This window comes from Streptomyces tricolor, from assembly GCF_002155905.1.
GTDB lineage: Bacteria > Actinomycetota > Actinomycetes > Streptomycetales > Streptomycetaceae > Streptomyces > Streptomyces tricolor.
Genome location: NZ_MUMF01000212.1, coordinates 1 through 15,763, shown reverse-complemented (window position 1 = coordinate 15,763; position 15,763 = coordinate 1). Strand labels below are relative to the sequence as shown.

The window sequence follows — 15,763 nt, the reverse complement described above, 5'->3', positions numbered from 1 at the left end:
ACCACGCAGCCGGCCGCTCCACCACCGGCACCCACGCCCTCGGCGCCACGACCGGCTGGCAGTCCCCGGCCCCGGCCACCGTGCAGGACACCACCGGCTGGCAGTGAGCGAGCGGCGGGCCACGCCGCCACCGCCGTACGGCTCCCCGACGCGCCGACCGCCTTCGGTGCCCGCCGGTCGTCCGACCGGCCCCGATTCCTCTCCCGGCCGCCCGACGCGCGGCCCATCGCCGGGCGGAGCACGCCTACCCGCCTGCTTCCCCGCCTCTTCCGCGCTCTGTCCGCCGCCGCATCCGCGCGCCGCACAGCGCCGTCCCTGACCGTCCATTCACACCCGTGGGGGTTTTCCCATGTCCGAGATCGACACCGCGGCCGTTCTCAACGAGTACGAGAAGAACGGCTTCGCGATCCTCCGCAACGTCCTCGACCAGGACCTCATCGCCGAAGCACGCGAACACGTCGAGTGGCTGGGGCGCCGGTACCCGCACCTGCGGCCGGAGGAGTACCACCACCCGCTGATGCGCAACGACGCGTTCTGGGTCCGCCTGGTGACCGACGAACGCCTGGTGGACATCGCCGAGTTGATCCTCGGCCCGGACCTGGCGTGCTTCACCTCCCACTACGTCTGCAAGCCGCCGCGCGACGGCCGCCCCGTGCTGTGGCACCAGGACGGGGCCTACTGGAAGCTGCGGCCCATGGAGGCGCTGACCGTGTGGGCCGCCATCGACGAGTCCACCACGGAGAACGGCTGCCTCCGGATCATCCCCGGCAGCCACGAACTGCCCATCCACGCCCCGTCGGTGCGCACCGACGTCGCCAACATGCTCTACTCCGAGACCCGCGAGGAGATCGTCCGCGACTGGGCGGAGAAGGCCGGCGTGGTCGACATCGAACTCCAGCCGGGCGACGTCTCCATCCACCACCCGAACATCCTGCACTGCTCCGAGGCGAACACCTCCGAGAAGCGGCGCTGCGGACTGGACATCGGGTACATCGCCACCTCCACCCTCGTCGCGAACGAGGGCCTCTACCTCGACCCGATCCTGGTCCGCGGCAAGGCGGGCTCCGCGGCCAACCAGTACCGCAAGTGGCCGGCCTACTCCCCCGAGGAGTCCATCGCCTTCCGCGGTCACGAGGAGTGGAACGCCACCGTCGCCGAGATCAACGAGCGGGGCGGCTTCAGCGAGCCGTCCCTCGCCGAGACCCCGCTGGAGACCACGCGCCGCATGGTGCAGCGCCTGGAAGAGGGCACCGTCAGCCGCTGAGCCGGCACCCGCCGAGGCCGCCGGGGCGAATCCCGCGTCATCTGAACGAAAGGGCGGAGGTCGTCGGACCGATGCACGACCCGAAAATGCAGCTTCTCCTCGCGGTGACCGCAGCGCTGTGCGTCATCGTGCTGGCCGCCCGGATCTTCGGGCGCCTCGCCACCAGGATCGGCCAGCCGGCCGTGGTGGGCGAGATGGTCTCCGGCATCGTGCTGGGGCCCACCGTGCTCGGCGCGCTGGCGCCGGACTTCAGCGGCTATGTCTTCTCGGCCGCGGTCAAGCCGACGTTGTACGTGATCGCCATGATCGGGCTGTGCCTGTACATGTTCCTCGTCGGGCTCGAGCACGAGTACCACCCGGGCAGCCGGAAGGACAAGGCACTGCCGGTGGTGCTGTCGTCCGCCGGCGTGGTGGTCCCGCTGCTCGTCGGCGCCGCCGCGGCCTGGTACATCGCGGACGACTACCGGCCCTCCGGCGTCAGCCTGCCGCTGTTCATGCTCTTCGTGGGGGGCGCGCTCTCCCTGACGGCCTTCCCGATGCTCGCCCGGGTGCTCCAGGAGCGGAGAATGATGCACACCGACTTCGGTGGTGTCGCGGTCCGGGCGGCGGCGATCGACGACGCGGCGGCCTGGTGCATCCTCGCGGTGGTGAGCGCGCTGTTCGTCCACGGCAGTCTGCTCGCCTCCTGGAAGACCATCGTCCCCTCCGTGCTGTTCCTGGGGGCCGCCTTCGTCCTGCTGCCGAGGCTGTTCCGCGCGCCCATGGAGAAGGCCGTGCGCGAGGGGCAGATCGGTGACGGACTCGTCGTCGCCCTGCTCGGGACGGTCCTCGCCGCCGGGTGGTTCACCGACTACATCGGCATCTACTCGGTCTTCGGCGGCTTCGTCTGCGGCGTCGCGCTGCCGCGGGTCCCCGGCTTCGCCCCGCTGCTGAACGTACGCCTGATGCAGGTCGTACGGTGCCTGTTCCTGCCGGTGTTCTTCGCCTTCTCGGGCCTCAACACCGACCTCACGGGCGCCATGAACAGCACCTACGTCTGGACGCTCGGCGTCCTGTTCGTGGCCGGCTTCGCCTCCAAGTTCCTGTCCTCGCTGGCCGTCCTGCGCTCCTTCCGATGGGGCCGGGGCGAGTCGGTGGCGATGGGCGGGCTGATGAACGCCCGAGGACTGATGATCCTGATCTTCATCAACATCGGTCTGTCCCTCGGCCTCATCGAGAAGGAGCTGTTCTCGATCCTGGTGCTGATCGCCGTCCTGACGACGGGACTGGCGCTGCCGCTCTACCGGCTCCACTTCACGCCGGAACGGGAGGAGGACGCACGACGGGCATGGGCCGCGAAGCGCGTCTCCTCCGGCTCGGAGCCGGCCGCGCCGCCGGCCGGCGCCGCCCCTCCGGCCGGCCATCAGCAGCACGCCGGAGACCTGGTCGGCGCGCCCAGCCCCGGCTGAGCGCCGGCCGGCACCGCCGGGACGTCCCCCGGGCGTCCCGGCGGTGCCTGAGCCGCCACAGGCACCGATCCGCCCCCGATGAAGGAGCCCGTCCATGAGCCGGCCAGCCGGCGTTCCGCTCATCCACGTCAGCATCGACCGCATCGTCGAAGAGGGAAAGGACGTCAAGACCTTCGTGCTGGAGCCCGCTCCGGGTTCCGCCGACAAGCGCCTCGCCTATCGCGCCGGGCAGTTCCTCACCCTCCGGCTGCCCGTCGGCGCCGACCGGCCCGTCATGCGCTCGTACTCCATCTCCACCTGTCCCGTGTCGGACCCCCGGCTCGCGGTGACCGTCAGGGACACCCCCGGAGGCGCCGGCTCGAACTGGCTGTACGAGAAGGCCGTCCCCGGCATGACGCTGGAGGCGCTGCCACCGACCGGGCAGTTCACCCTGGACGAGTCCGACAGCGGGATCCTCCTCTTCGCCGCCGGCCTCGGCATCACACCGCTGTACTCCCTGTGCAAGTACGCCCTGGCCACCTCCGGCCGGACGGTCCGGCTGCACTACTCGGGCCGGGACCGCGCCACCACCCCGTTCGTCGGCGCGCTGGAGGACCTGGAACGCGCCCACCGCGGGCGTATGCGTCTCGACCTCAGGCTGACCGGGGCGGAGGGCAGGCTCGACGCCGAGACGGTGCGGGACGTCGCCGCCTCGATGCACGCGCCCACCGCCTACGTCTGCGGACCGCCCGGCTACCAGGCCATGGTGGTCGACGCCCTGCTGGCCGCGGGACGACCACCGTCCTCCATCAGGACCGAGTCGTCGGGCCGACCCCCGCGTACGCGATGAGCGACGACGACGTCACCGCGCAGGCGCTGCGCGACGCGGGGCACCTGAAGTGGACCGTCTCCGGACCGGGCCTGCTCGGGGCGTGCGCCGCCGAGATGGACTACGGCACGGCGCCGCCGGTCACCGCCGCACTGGCCGAGGCACTCCGCAAGAACCTCCTCGGCTACCTGCCCCCGGGGCTCGCCGGCGGCCTGGGCGAGGCGTGCGCCGACTGGCAGCGCCGCGCCTACGGCTGGGACGTCGCGCCCGCCGACATACGGCTGCTGCCCGACGTCGTCCGCGCCTTCCACGTGGCCGTCGAGCACTTCTCCCGGCCCGGCTCCCCCGTCATCGTTCCCGTTCCCACCTTCACCCCGTTCCTCACCGTCCCCGGCCTGCTCGGCCGCAGGGTCATCGAGGTGGGCCTGGTGCGGTCGGGCAGCAGGTACGTCTACGACCTCGACGCCCTGGACCGGGCCTACCGCCAGGGCGGACACCTGCTGGTGCTCTGCAACCCGCACAATCCGCTGGGCCGGGTGCTCGACGCCGGCGAACTGACCGCCATCAGCGAAGTCGTCGACCGGCACGGCGGACGGGTCTTCTCCGACGAGGTGCACGCCCCGCTCGTGTACGCGGGCCACCGTCATGTGCCGTACGCCTCGACGTCGTCCGCCGCGGCGCACCACACCCTGACCGCGGTGTCCGCCTCCAAGGCGTGGAACATCGCCGGGCTGAAGTGCGCCCAGATGGTGCTCACCAACGACGCCGACCGCGCGCGCTGGGAGGGGCTCGGCCGGTTGGCCACCGACGGCACGTCGATCCTGGGCGTGGTGGCCGGCACGGCGGCGTACCGGGACGGCGCGGCCTGGCTGGACGGCGTACGCGCCCGCCTCGACCGCAACCGGCGTCTCCTGCGCGACCTGCTCCGCGATCACCTGCCCGACGTCGGCTACCTACCGCCCGAAGGCACCTACCTGGGCTGGCTGGACTGCCGGCGGCTGGGTCTGCCCGGCCCCGACCTGGCGGCCTTCTTCCGCTCCGAGGCGGGCGTGACGACCGTGGACGGCGGCAGCTGCGGCGCGCCCGGCCGGGGCTTCGTACGCCTCAACTTCGCCACCACCGAACCGATCCTCACCCGGATCGTCCGGCGGATGGCCGATGCCGTGCATCGACGCGCGTCCGCGATGCCGGCGCCTGGACCAAGAGATTTCGCACGACAGACCACGTGAGGAGAACCGTGAGCGAGCAAGACCGGACAGCAGTCGGCTTCCGGGCCGGGCTGGAGGACGACGCGCAGTGGCTCAACGACCTCAAGCGGCGCCGGAACCCCGGCCCGCGTTCCGTCCACCACCGGGCCGTCGACCCCTCGCTCGGGGCGGCGACCGTCGCGGTGCACGGCGGCACGTACGAGGACCCGGTGACCGGCGCGGTCGGCACCCCCGTCTTCCAGACCAGCACGTTCCTGCTGGACGACCTGAGCTACTCGGCGTTCGAGCGGGGCGCCACCCGCGACGTACCCATCTACACGCGGTACGGCAACCCCTCGCAGTGGTCGGTGCAGGAGAAGGCCGCCGCGCTGGAAGGCGCCGAGAGCGCCCTGGTCACCTCGTCCGGCATGAGCGCGATCGCCAGCACGATCTATGCGCTGACCAACAACGGCAGCCACATCGTCACGGCGTACGACGTGTACGGCGGCACCTACAACCTGATGCGCGAGGACATGCCGTCGGCGGGCCGTGAGGTGACGTTCGTCGACTCCACCGACCTGGCCGCCGTCGAGGCGGCCATCCGGCCCGAGACCCAGCTCCTGTTCTTCGAGAGCCTGACCAATCCGCTGCTCAAGGCGCCGCAGTTGCGCGCGATCGCCGACATCGCGAAACGGCACGACGCCCTCCTGGTCGTCGACAACACCTTCCTGTCACCGGTGAACCTGCGGCCGCTGGACCTGGGCGCCGACGTCGTGGTGCACAGCGCCACCAAGTACCTCAACGGGCACAGCGACGTGACGGCGGGCGTGGTGGCCGGGAGCAGGAAGTTCGTCGACCGCGTCTGGGCACAGGCGCTCCGCTTCGGCGGCACGACGGAGCCGCTCGCCTGCTACCTCCTGGAACGCGGTCTGAAGACCCTGGCCCTGCGCATGCGGGCGCACAACGACAACGCCGAGCGGCTGGCCGCCTTCCTGGACGGTCACGAGAAGGTGCTGGCCGTCCATCACCCGTCGCTGGACCACTACCCCCACCAGCACCTGCGCGAGGACGTGCTCGGCGGCTACGGCGGCATGGTTGCCTTCGAGGTGGCGGGCGGCGACGACGCGGCCCTGAAGTTCTGTTCCGCCCTGCGGATCCCGTACCTGGCGACCAGCCTCGGCGGCGTCGAGTCGCTGGTCAGCCTGCCCTTCAACACCTCGCACTGTTCGTTGACGACGGCGCAGCGCGCGTCCATCGGGATCCGGCCCGGGCTCGTCCGCTACTCCGCGGGCGTGGAGCGCGCCGAAGACCTCGTCGCGGACGTCGCCCGAGCCCTCGAAACGATCTAGGGAGAGCCATGCGCAACGGTTTCAGCGTCTCCAGCTCCAGCGAATTCGTCAACGAGATCCGCGACGACGCCCGGGAAGCGCTTTTCCACTACCACGCCACCGCCTGCTTCCGGCCCGGACGGGGACTGCGTGCGTGGACGCGTCCGGCGATCCTCGGGCGGATCAAGTCCGCGCGCCGGTTCGCCCTCGACCTCGCCGACGGGTGGCAGGACCACCCCGCCGACCCGCAGCCGCAGGAGCACACCCCGCTCGATCTGGCCCTCGCCGCGGTGGGGGTGTGCTCGCTCAAGACGGCCATCGCGGGCGGCAGTGCCCGGGGCATCACGTTCGACAGCATCGAGATGGTCGTCTCCGCGGAGGTGCAGCCGCAGGAGGAGGACTTCCTGCCCACGGCCCGGGTGCGCCGGATCGCCTACGACATCACCACCCGGTCCGACGCGGACGCCGGCCTGATCGAGGAGGTGACCCGGCAGATCCTGGACCGCAGCCCCAACCACCGCACGGTCAAGGACACCACCGAGCTGCACTTCCACGCCGGCGAGCGGGAACTCGGCTGGAGCCCCGCGGCGATCCCGGCCGGCGCGTCCGGGGGACGTACGGTACGCCGCCATGTGAAGTGGATCAGCGGCACCCAGTTCGAGTCGGCCGGCCTCGACGCCGGCGGATGCCGCCTGCCCCTCCGGGTCGACGAGGCGAAGCAGTTCGCCGGTGTCGACTGGGCGCCGAATCCGCAGGAGTACGTCGTGCTCGCCCTCGCGGCCGAACTGGCCTCGCTGGCGGCGCGGGAGCAGGAGGCCGCCACCGGGAGCGCCGGCACCTGGAGCGTGCACGCCCACGGGCTGCTGGACCTGCGCGGCCTGATGCTGGTCGACCCGGCGGCGGCGGTCGGTTTCCAGACCATCGGCTGCACCGTCGACCGGCCGGCCGGCCTCGGGGCCGACGAGGCCGACAGGTACTTCCGCACCGCGGTGGAGCGGTCCGCCCTCGTCGAACTGCTCGCGCTGCCGCACCCCGTCGAGGTGCGGCTGTCCAGCGACGAGCGGGAGACCCTCCGGGCCGCAGCGGGCCGGTAGAGACACGTGATCCGGGAGTCGTCGACATGCGAAGGAAGCGGGAGGAGCACGCGGTGAGCGGAGCGCTCTGCCAAGTGATCGGATGCGGCCCGGCCGCTCTGGGGCTCGCCCTCGCGGCGGACCGCAGGGCCGAGCTGCCACGTCTCCTGGCCGAGGGGACGGCGTTCCTCGACCGCTCACCGACCCCCGCGGCCCTCGGCGGCCTCCGCTTCCCCTTCCTGATCGACGCCAATTCCGTCGGCCGGGACTTCTTCGCGGGTGTCCGCGCCGACGGGGCCTTCGCCGCGGCGCTGCACGGCCGGGCCGGCCGGCAGCTGCGCGAGCGCCACGACCGGGGCGTCCCGCTGCGGCTGGTCGGCGCGTTCATGAACGACCTCTCACGGGCGGTGGAGGACGTCCTGCCGGACGGGTTCACCTACGGGGCCGACGTCAGGGGGGTCCGCCGCAATCGCGACGGCTCCTGGACGAGCGTGGACGGGGCCGGGTCGGCACTCGTCACGTCCGAGTCGGTCGTGCTCGCGACCGGCGGCTACGAGGACACCGCGCGGGTCTGCCGACGGTACGGGGTGCCGCCGGGCCGGCTGATCGGCTCAGCCCAGCTGCTGTCCGGGCGGCTCGACGAGGCCGCCCGGGTGATCGGCTCCGGTGGCCGCATCGCCGTCCTCGGCGGCTCGCACAGCGGCTTCGCGGCCGCCCAGCTCCTGCTCGACCGCTTCGGCGACGGGATACCCGCCGGCGGCCTGGTCCTCGTCCACCGCAGCATTTCCCTCTCCTACGCCGACCTGTCCGAGACCGAGTCCGTGCCGGCCGCCCTCGTCGGCCGGCTGGAGACCTGTCCGGAGTCGGGTGTGATCAACCGCTTCCACGGACTGCGGTCCGGCCCCCGTGAGCTGTGCCTGCGGGCGCTCCAGGGCCGCGAACCGCGGCTCACCCTCCGTGAGTCCGGCTCCGCCGGCGCCCGGACGGCGCTCGCCGAGGCGGGCCTGGTCGTCCACGCCCTGGGCTACCGCACCCGGGAGGTGCCGCTGTTCGACCAGTGGGGGCAGCGGATACCGACGGGCGACGGCACGGTCGCGGTCGACGACCGGTGCCGCGTCCTGGACGCCGACCGCACCCCCGTACCCGGGGTGTTCGGCCTCGGACTCGGATACGCCCGCTCCGACTCCTGGGGCCGACGGCGCGTCGGCATCAACACCTTCCACGGCGAGGACGCCGAGCGCATCGTGTCCCAGGTGCTGGCGACGGCCATGGTGTGAAGCGCGGCGCCCGCCCGGCGGGGCCGGGCGGGCGCTGGGGGCACAGGGGTCAGATCTTCCTGGCGACGACGAGGCAGTGGCTGCTGGCGCCCCGCTGCGACGGCTGGGAGCAGGTCGTGAGGTGGTAGTCCCGGTAGTCGAGATACGCGGCCTCGTCGAGGCCCTCCAGGGTCTCCGGGAAGAATCCGCACGCGCCGTCCGTCCCGGCGTGCTCCACGATCTCCAGGCCGGCCGCCCGCAGTTCGGCCTCGACGGCCTCCTGGGTCGAGAAGTGCGCGACGTTGAAGAACTCGTCCGGGTAGTCGACGCGTTCGTCGTCGGGCTGCATCAGGGATGCGTACTGGTCCGCCGTCAGCGGACTGCCCTTCCTGAGCAGGTAGTTCACGGCGAAGACGCGGTTGATGTACGAGACGGCGACCATGCCTCCGTCCCGGACCACGCGCCGGCATTCCAGCAGGCAGCGGCGGCGCAGTTGCCGGGTCCGCAGGTGGTAGAAGGGTCCGAGGCACAGCACCGCGTCGTACGCACCGTCGGTGATGCCGTCGAGGTGCGTCGCGTCGGCCCGGCGGATGTCGACCGAGTCGAGCCCCTCCTCCTGCGCCAGGGCCAGCATCGCCTCGACGTTCACGTCGACGAGGTCGGTCGCCGTGACGCGGTGCCCCTGCCGGGCGAGACGGAAGGAGTAGGCCCCGTGGCCGGCGCCGAGTTCCAGGACGGCGGACCGGGGGGAGAGATGCCGGTCGAGGACGTGGAGGGTGGTGTCGTATTCGAGGCGGCGCACCCGTGACTTCTGCAGCCGGGGCCCTTCGCTGAAGGACTCGTAGTGTCGTGCCAGGAGGGAGTGATCGATCATGGTGCCTCTTCGTGAGCGGACCTGACGGCGCCCGCCGCCGTGGACACGGCGACGGGCGGAACGAAGAACCGGTCAGCGGATCCCGCCGTCCTTCCACGGCACCCGCAGGCCCAGCAGAAGGGCGAGGTGACCGTCGTACCCGAACATGCTCCCCGGCCTGCCGGCCGCGTCCGTGAACAGGGCCGGGCCGCTCTCCTGGTAGAGCTTGACGTACTCGTCCAGGCCGCCCAGGGGGGTCTCCCGGACCGCCATCTCCCAGAAAGGGGTGTTCAGGCGGTTGTTGAAGCGGTAGTGCAGGGCCAGGAAGTCACGGATGTCCTCCCACTGGAGCTGGACGGCCTCGTTGTAGTCCTGCGCGAGGTCGGGGTTGTCGAGGCCGCCGGCGTTGATGGCCTGGGCGAGCCGTTCCGCGTGCATGCAGATGACCTGGATGTTCGTCGCCTCCAGCGGCTCGACGAAGCCGCAGGCGTTCCCGATGGCGGCGACGTTCTTCACCCACGGCCGGCGGATGTGCCGCGCCTCGAAGGGCACGACCCGCAGGCTGCTCGCGTCGATCTTCGGGTTTTTGCGCACCAGCTCTTCGGCGGCCTGGTCGGCGCTGATGTGGGCGCTGCTGTAGACGTATCCGCGGTTGATGACGTTCTCGTGGTCGATGCGCCAGCACCAGCCGGCGTCCATCGTGTCCATCGTCGTGTACGGCTGGATCGGCTCGTCCTCCCGCGTCCAGCCGCCCACCACCGCCTTGTCGCAGAAGAGGTGGTCCCGCATGCTGACGAACGGCTCGCCGAGCCCCTTGCCGATCAGCTCGGCTCGGAAGCCCGACGCGTCGACGAAGAAGTCCGCCGTGTACCGCTCGCCCGAATCGAGGACCAGGCACTCGACGCCGGCCTCGCCGGTCTCGACCGCCGCCACCTTGGCATCGAGGAGCTTCCCGCCGAGGCCGGCGAAGTGCTGCTCCAGGTAGGCGACGAACGGCTGGTTCTCGATGTGGTAGCCGAAGTTCTTCGCGGGTGCCTTGCCCGTGACGGCGGCCGGGAGCGAGCCGCCCTCGTACTCGTCCAGGTGGTAGTAGCCCCAGGGCTTGTGCTGACTCGGCAGGATCTGGTTGTCGAACTGCTCGTTGAAGGGGTAGTCGAAGTAGGGCCGCGGGCCCCAGTTGAGCCGGACGCCGAGCTTCCAGACGGGGTTGACCTTCGCGTAGAAGTCGTCCTCCGGGATGCCGAGGACACCGTGCAGATAGCTGGGCGTGTTCGCGAAGGTGCCCTCGCCGACCATGATGGTGCCGAGCGCGGTGGAGCGGATGACGGTGACGTCCGTGTCCGGACACGTACGAGTGAGGGTGATGGCGGCGATCAGACCTGCCGTACCCCCGCCGACCACAATGATTTCGCGCTTCACGCCTGAGCCCTTCCGATCGTGCGTCGTTCCCGTGACCAGCAGGTTCTCCCACCGTTGGAGCCTGTGTCAGCGATCTCGACTGGCCTGATCCGGACCTGACCTAAGCAGTCCACCGCTGCCGCTCCCAGGCCGTCGCGCCGGCCCGGCCGGCGCGGCGGCCCCGGAACGCTGCGGTGCTTCTCACTGCGCGTCCACCGATCGGTGGACGCCAAGTTCAACCTGGTACCTCTGTCCGGCAAGTGCCCTGGCCAGCAAGGCTTTTGGGTATGGATTCATTCACTGTGCGCGTGGCGCGCTGGAGTGCTCGGCACCCCTGGCGGGCCGTCGTCGGCTGGTTTCTGTTCGTGGTGGTGTGCCTGGGGGCCGGCAGTGCCGTCGGCACGCACAGCGCGAAGACGGCCGACTACCGGGTCGGTGAGGCCGGCCGGGCGGAGGCGATGGCCGCCGAGGGGCGGCTGGAGCGCAGGCCCGCCGAGCAGGTGCTGATCTCCTCCCGGTCGGGCCCGCTCGACCGGGTCGCGGCCGAGGCCGCCGCGAGGGACCTGACGGGCAGGATGCGGCGGCTGTCCGAGGTCGCGGGGGTGGCGGGGCCGGTGGTGTCCGGGGACCAGCGGGTCCTCATGGTCGAGGTGGCCCTGAAGGGCGAGGAGCGGGACGCGAAGGACAAGGTCGACGCGCTGGTCGCACAGACCGAGGCGGTGCAGGAGGCGTATCCGGGGCTGCTGCTGGAGGAGACCGGGAGTCCCTCCGTCAGCAAGGGCGTCGACCAGCAGCGCAGCGACGACCTGGCGCTCTCCGAGAAGATCACGCTGCCCATCACGCTGGTCACGCTGCTGGTCGTCTTCGGCTCGGTGACCATGGCGGGGGTGCCGTTGCTGCTCGCCCTCTCCTCGATCGCGGCGGCCGTCGGTCTGTCGATGGTGGCCTCGCACCTCTCCCCCGACGCGGGGGTCGGCACGAACGTCATCCTCATGATCGGCCTCGCGGTCGGCGTCGACTACACGCTCTTCTACCTCAAGCGGGAGCGGGAGGAGCGCGCCCGCTCGGGCGGCCGGCTCAGTTCCGAGGCGCTGGTGGAGCTGGCCGCGGCCACCTCGGGCCGGGCGGTCGTGATCTCCGGACTCGCGGTCGTGGCGTCCACCGCGACGCTGTACCTCGCCTCCGACGTCATCTTCTCCTCGCTGGCCACCGGCACGATCGTGGTCGTCCTGGTGGCCGTGGCCAGTTCCCTGACGGCACTGCCCGCGCTGCTGGTCAAGCTCGGACAGCGGCAGGAGCGCAGGGCGCGCCGCCGTGCCGAGCGCGGAAAGCCGGTCCGCCCGGCGCGTGGCGGCGGCGGGGGACGCGTGTGGACCGTGCTGCTGCGGCCCGCGAGCAGGCACCCCCTGGCCACCCTGTGCCTCTCGGTGCTCGCCCTGCTCGCGCTCGCCGTCCCGCTGGCCGGATTGAAGATCACGGAGATGAGCCGGGACACCCACTCCCGCGAGATCCCCGCCATGCGGGTCTACGACCGGCTCAACGAGGAGTTCCCGGACCGACGGGTCACGCACCAGGTCGTCGTACGGGCCGACGCCGCGCGCTCCGGCGAGGTGGCCGACGCGCTGCGCGAGCTGGCCCGACGGGCCGGCGCCGACCCCCTGTTCGCCGGCGCCTCGCCCGTCCGGACCTCCGCCGACCGCCGGATCAGCACACTCGAACTGAAGGTGCCGTACCTGGGCAACTCCGACCAGGCGTACGACTCCCTCGACCACCTGCGAGAGCGCTACCTGCCCGCCACCGTCGGCCGGGTCGCCGGGGCGGAGTCCGGGGTGAGCGGGGATGTCGCCCGGTACACGGACTATCCCGCGCACCAGAACGGCAAGCTGCCGCTGGTCCTCGCGGCCCTGCTGCTCGTGACCTTCGCGATGACCGTGTACGCGTTCCGCTCGGTGGTGCTGGGCCTGATCGGGGTCGTACTCAATCTGCTCTCCGCGGCGGCGGCGCTGGGGCTGCTCGTCCTGGTCTTCCAGGGGACCTGGGCGGAGGGGCTGCTGGACTTCCGCTCCACGGGGTCGGTCGGATCGCGGGTACCGCTGTTCCTCTTCGTGATTCTGTTCGGGCTGTCGATGGACTACCAGGTGTTCGTGGTGAGCCGGATCCGGGAGGCCGTGCTCGCGGGGGTGCCGACGGGGCAGGCCGTGCTCGACGGGATCCGCCGGTCGGCGAGCGTGGTGACCAGCGCGGCGGTGGTGATGACGACGGTCTTCGTGAGCTTCGTCTTCCTGCACATCATCGAGATGAAGCAGATCGGGTTCGTCCTGGCGGCAGCCGTGCTGCTCGACGCCTTCATCGTTCGGATCATGGTGCTGCCGTCGGCGATGCTGCTGCTCGGCGAGGCGAGCTGGTGGCCCTCGCGGGCAGCGGGCCGGAAGCCGGCGGCCCCGGCCCGTACCGCGGACGGGCGACCGGTGGCCGACGTACGTTGATCGGTATGACTGCTCTCACCGACCCCTTGGCCGACGCCTTCTGGGCCACGTCGCTGCGCCGGTGGAACGCGGTGTGCTGGCTCCTGTTCGGTGCGATGGCCGTCGGGCTGGTGACGACCGCTCCGCCGGGCGGGAGCACGTACCGGGCGCTGGCTCTGCTCGGCTGCGTGGTGCTGTCCTACGGGGTGCTCGACCGCTTCCCGGGAAATCCCGTCGTACGTCCGCGGGTCTACCTGTCGGTGCTCGTGCTGGCGCTCGGCGGGCTGGCGTATCTGGGCGGCAGTTACGCGGCGCTGTTCATGGTGACGCTGCCGCACTACTGGATGTTCGGGCGGACCCCGAGGATGTCGATGACGTTCCTCGGGCTGGCCGCCGGCGCCACGCTCACCGGGGCACTGGCCCGGGAGGGCTGGTCGGCGGAGTTCCTCGGCGAGACGATGGTGTCCATTCTGATCGTGGTCGCGGTGGGTGTGCTGATCGGGCTGTGGGCGCACTCGGTCGTCGCGCAGAGCAGCGAACGGGCGCGGCTGATCGAGGAGTTGGAGCGGACGCAGGCCGAACTCTCCGAGGCGTACCAGCGGCAGGGCGCGGCGGACGAGCGGGAACGCATCGCACGGGACATCCACGACACCCTCGCGCAGGGCTTCGCGTCGATCATCGTGCTGGCGGAGGCGGCACGGGCGGCCGTCCCGGACGATCCGGCGCGCAGCGCCCATCAGCTGCGGTCGATCGAGTCCACCGCCCGGGAGAACCTCGCCGAGGCCCGGGAGCTGGTCGCCTCGGGCCGGCAGCCCGGACCGGGCGGCGTGGCCGCCGGCTCGGTCGCGCAAACGCTGCGCCGCACGCTGGACCGCTTCGCGGAGGACACCGGACTCGTCGTGGACGCCGATCTCGCCGACCTCGACTGCGACCAGCAGACCCGGATCGCGCTGCTGCGCTGCACCCAGGAGTCGCTGGCCAACGTGCGCAAGCACGCGCGCGCGACCACGGTCGGCGTGGTGCTGGTCCGGCGGCCGTACGGAGTGGAGCTGGAGATCACCGACGACGGGACCGGATTCGTGGTGGAGGAGTCGACGGGCTTCGGGCTCGACGGGATGCGCAAACGGCTGGCGGAACTGGGCGGGAGACTCACGGTGACGAGTTCGGTGGGCGACGGGACGCGGATCCTGGCGGTGCTCCCGTCGGCCGCCGCGGCGGAGGGGGAGGCATGAGCGAGGGCGGTCTGCGTGTCGTCGTGGTGGACGATCACACCGTGATGCGGGCCGGGGTGATCGCCCTGCTCGCGGACGAGGACAGCATCGAGATCGTGGGGGAGGCGGGCGACGGACGCGCGGCGCTCGAACTGGTCGAGCGGTACGACCCCGACGTCGCCCTGGTGGATCTGCGGATGCCCGTCCTGGACGGGGTGGCGACGACGGCCGAGATCGTCGGCCGGTATCCGCGCACCCGGGTGCTGATCCTGACGACGTACGACACCGATGCGGACATCGAGCGCGGGGTGGAGGCCGGTGCCATCGGATACCTGCTCAAGGACACGACGCGCGAGCAGCTCGTGGCCGCCGTGCACGCCGCGGCACGCGGCGAGACGGTGCTCGCCCCCCGGGTCGCCGAGAAGCTGGTCGCGCGGATGCGGCGCCCGGTGCAGGATCCGCTGACCGACCGGGAGATCGAGGTGCTGGGCGCGGTGGCCGACGGTCTCACCAACGCCGAGATCGGCCGACGCCTCGTCATCGGCGAAGCCACGGTGAAGACACACCTGCTGCGGCTGTTCGCCAAGCTGGACGTGAACGACCGGACGAGGGCGGTGGTGGTGGCCATGGAGAGGGGGCTGCTGCGGCGGCCGTAGAGGGGTTCCGGCCGCGGGACCGGTGTTCCGCGAGCCCGGAGGCGCGTACCCGCTCACCCGCTCACCCGCTCTGGTGCGGACGGACGGTGAAGGCGCCTGCCGCGGCCATCAGCACCGCACCAGCTGGTGGTAGAGCGGCGCCGTGACGGCGATCAGCAGGCTCCGGCCGGCACGTCGCCCTCCAGATCGGCACGTACACCGACCCGCGTCCTCGGCCGCATCCCCGCCAACGCCGAGGCACCGGCGCGCCGCCGGCCTCATCGAGGGCATGCTCACCGCGGCCGGGGCCCCCGCGGCCTGAGCACCGCCCTTCTGTCCGACGAGCCGCGCTCCCGGTCGAGCGCACCGGGCCGGACCGTGGGCACACCGGGGCGGTCTCCGGCTTCGGGGGCGGACCCGCGTCAGCCGGTCGTCCGGAGCCCCGGGCAGTCGTCCCCCGGACGGCTGCCCGGACCCGGTACCGGTGGACTACCGGGGGCGGTCCGCCGGGCCGTGTCCCGCCGAGTCGCCCGTTCCGTCGTGGTGCGCGGAGGCCTCCGCGACCTGCCTGAGCGCCGATGCCGTGGCGGAGTCACCGACCTTGGCGGGCTGCTCGTGGACATGGCCGCCGGGGTGCTCGTGGCGGAAATGGGAGGGCGCCAGCCTGTCACCCGGGCCGGGGCTCTCCGCCAGGGTGTCCTCGGCTTCGGCGGGGGCAGAACCGGTGTCCGCCGCGGCGGGCCGGGCCGCCTCGCCCGGGGTCTCCCGTCCGGGGCCGCGCGGCTGGGTCAGCCAGGCGACGGCCGCACCGGTGAGCGCCACCGGCCACTCCACCAC

At 71.9% G+C, this 15,763-nt stretch carries 12 protein-coding genes and 1 pseudogene; 10 read left to right on the top strand and 3 right to left on the bottom strand.

Annotation, left to right across the window (positions count from 1 at the left end; all coding sequences use genetic code 11):
• Nucleotides 1-349 precede the first annotated feature (349 nt).
• The 7 genes from CCN44_RS16590 to CCN44_RS16560 all read left to right on the top strand — a co-directional run bounded on the left by CCN44_RS16590 (nucleotide 350) and on the right by CCN44_RS16560 (nucleotide 8,385).
• On the top strand, nucleotides 350-1,264 hold the full coding sequence (locus CCN44_RS16590; protein WP_086698098.1) for a phytanoyl-CoA dioxygenase family protein: 915 nt from the start codon (nucleotides 350-352) through the stop codon (nucleotides 1,262-1,264).
• Between the two features lie 86 nt (nucleotides 1,265-1,350).
• A complete protein-coding gene (locus CCN44_RS16585; protein ID WP_059250214.1) occupies nucleotides 1,351-2,712 on the top strand; it encodes a cation:proton antiporter in 1,362 nt (453 codons plus the stop codon).
• A gap of 94 nt (nucleotides 2,713-2,806) precedes the next feature.
• The gene (locus CCN44_RS16580) at nucleotides 2,807-3,541 is read left to right on the top strand and encodes a ferredoxin--NADP reductase (protein ID WP_059250213.1); all 735 of its coding nucleotides are present in this window, start codon (nucleotides 2,807-2,809) and stop codon (nucleotides 3,539-3,541) included.
• Nucleotides 3,538-4,749, top strand: coding sequence for a MalY/PatB family protein (locus CCN44_RS16575; RefSeq protein ID WP_059250212.1), 1,212 nt, complete (start codon nucleotides 3,538-3,540; stop codon nucleotides 4,747-4,749). Before CCN44_RS16580 ends, CCN44_RS16575 begins: the two co-directional genes overlap by 4 nt.
• Nucleotides 4,750-4,757: 8 nt before the next feature.
• Nucleotides 4,758-6,056 (top strand): trans-sulfuration enzyme family protein, encoded by a 1,299-nt coding sequence (locus CCN44_RS16570; protein WP_059250211.1) that lies wholly within the window; start codon nucleotides 4,758-4,760, stop codon nucleotides 6,054-6,056.
• Between the two features lie 8 nt (nucleotides 6,057-6,064).
• Nucleotides 6,065-7,129, top strand: coding sequence for an OsmC family protein (locus CCN44_RS16565; RefSeq protein ID WP_086698097.1), 1,065 nt, complete (start codon nucleotides 6,065-6,067; stop codon nucleotides 7,127-7,129).
• A gap of 53 nt (nucleotides 7,130-7,182) precedes the next feature.
• Nucleotides 7,183-8,385 (top strand): hypothetical protein, encoded by a 1,203-nt coding sequence (locus CCN44_RS16560; RefSeq protein ID WP_158103110.1) that lies wholly within the window; start codon nucleotides 7,183-7,185, stop codon nucleotides 8,383-8,385.
• A 49-nt stretch (nucleotides 8,386-8,434) separates the two neighbouring features.
• Here the strand turns inward: CCN44_RS16560 and CCN44_RS16555 are convergent, their stop codons facing one another.
• Both CCN44_RS16555 and CCN44_RS16550 read right to left on the bottom strand, forming a co-directional pair.
• Nucleotides 8,435-9,238, bottom strand: a complete 804-nt coding sequence (locus CCN44_RS16555; protein WP_059250208.1) for a class I SAM-dependent methyltransferase — start codon at nucleotides 9,236-9,238, stop codon at nucleotides 8,435-8,437.
• A 72-nt stretch (nucleotides 9,239-9,310) separates the two neighbouring features.
• The gene (locus tag CCN44_RS16550) at nucleotides 9,311-10,636 is read right to left on the bottom strand and encodes a tryptophan 7-halogenase (RefSeq protein WP_158103109.1); all 1,326 of its coding nucleotides are present in this window, start codon (nucleotides 10,634-10,636) and stop codon (nucleotides 9,311-9,313) included.
• A gap of 266 nt (nucleotides 10,637-10,902) precedes the next feature.
• Here CCN44_RS16550 and CCN44_RS16545 point away from each other — a divergent pair, with 266 nt between their 5' ends.
• Genes CCN44_RS16545 through CCN44_RS16535 form a run of 3 tightly spaced genes read left to right on the top strand, consistent with a single transcriptional unit; the run spans nucleotide 10,903 to nucleotide 14,947 of the window.
• A complete protein-coding gene (locus CCN44_RS16545) occupies nucleotides 10,903-13,101 on the top strand; it encodes an MMPL family transporter (protein ID WP_086698094.1) in 2,199 nt (732 codons plus the stop codon).
• Nucleotides 13,102-13,106: 5 nt separating this feature from the next.
• On the top strand, nucleotides 13,107-14,312 hold the full coding sequence (locus CCN44_RS16540; protein WP_189397137.1) for a sensor histidine kinase: 1,206 nt from the start codon (nucleotides 13,107-13,109) through the stop codon (nucleotides 14,310-14,312).
• Nucleotides 14,309-14,947, top strand: coding sequence for a response regulator (locus CCN44_RS16535; protein ID WP_059250198.1), 639 nt, complete (start codon nucleotides 14,309-14,311; stop codon nucleotides 14,945-14,947). The genes CCN44_RS16540 and CCN44_RS16535 overlap by 4 nt, the downstream gene beginning before the upstream one ends.
• A gap of 468 nt (nucleotides 14,948-15,415) precedes the next feature.
• Here the strand turns inward: CCN44_RS16535 and CCN44_RS45055 are convergent.
• Nucleotides 15,416-15,763, bottom strand: a pseudogene (locus CCN44_RS45055) (hypothetical protein); the annotation flags it as partial.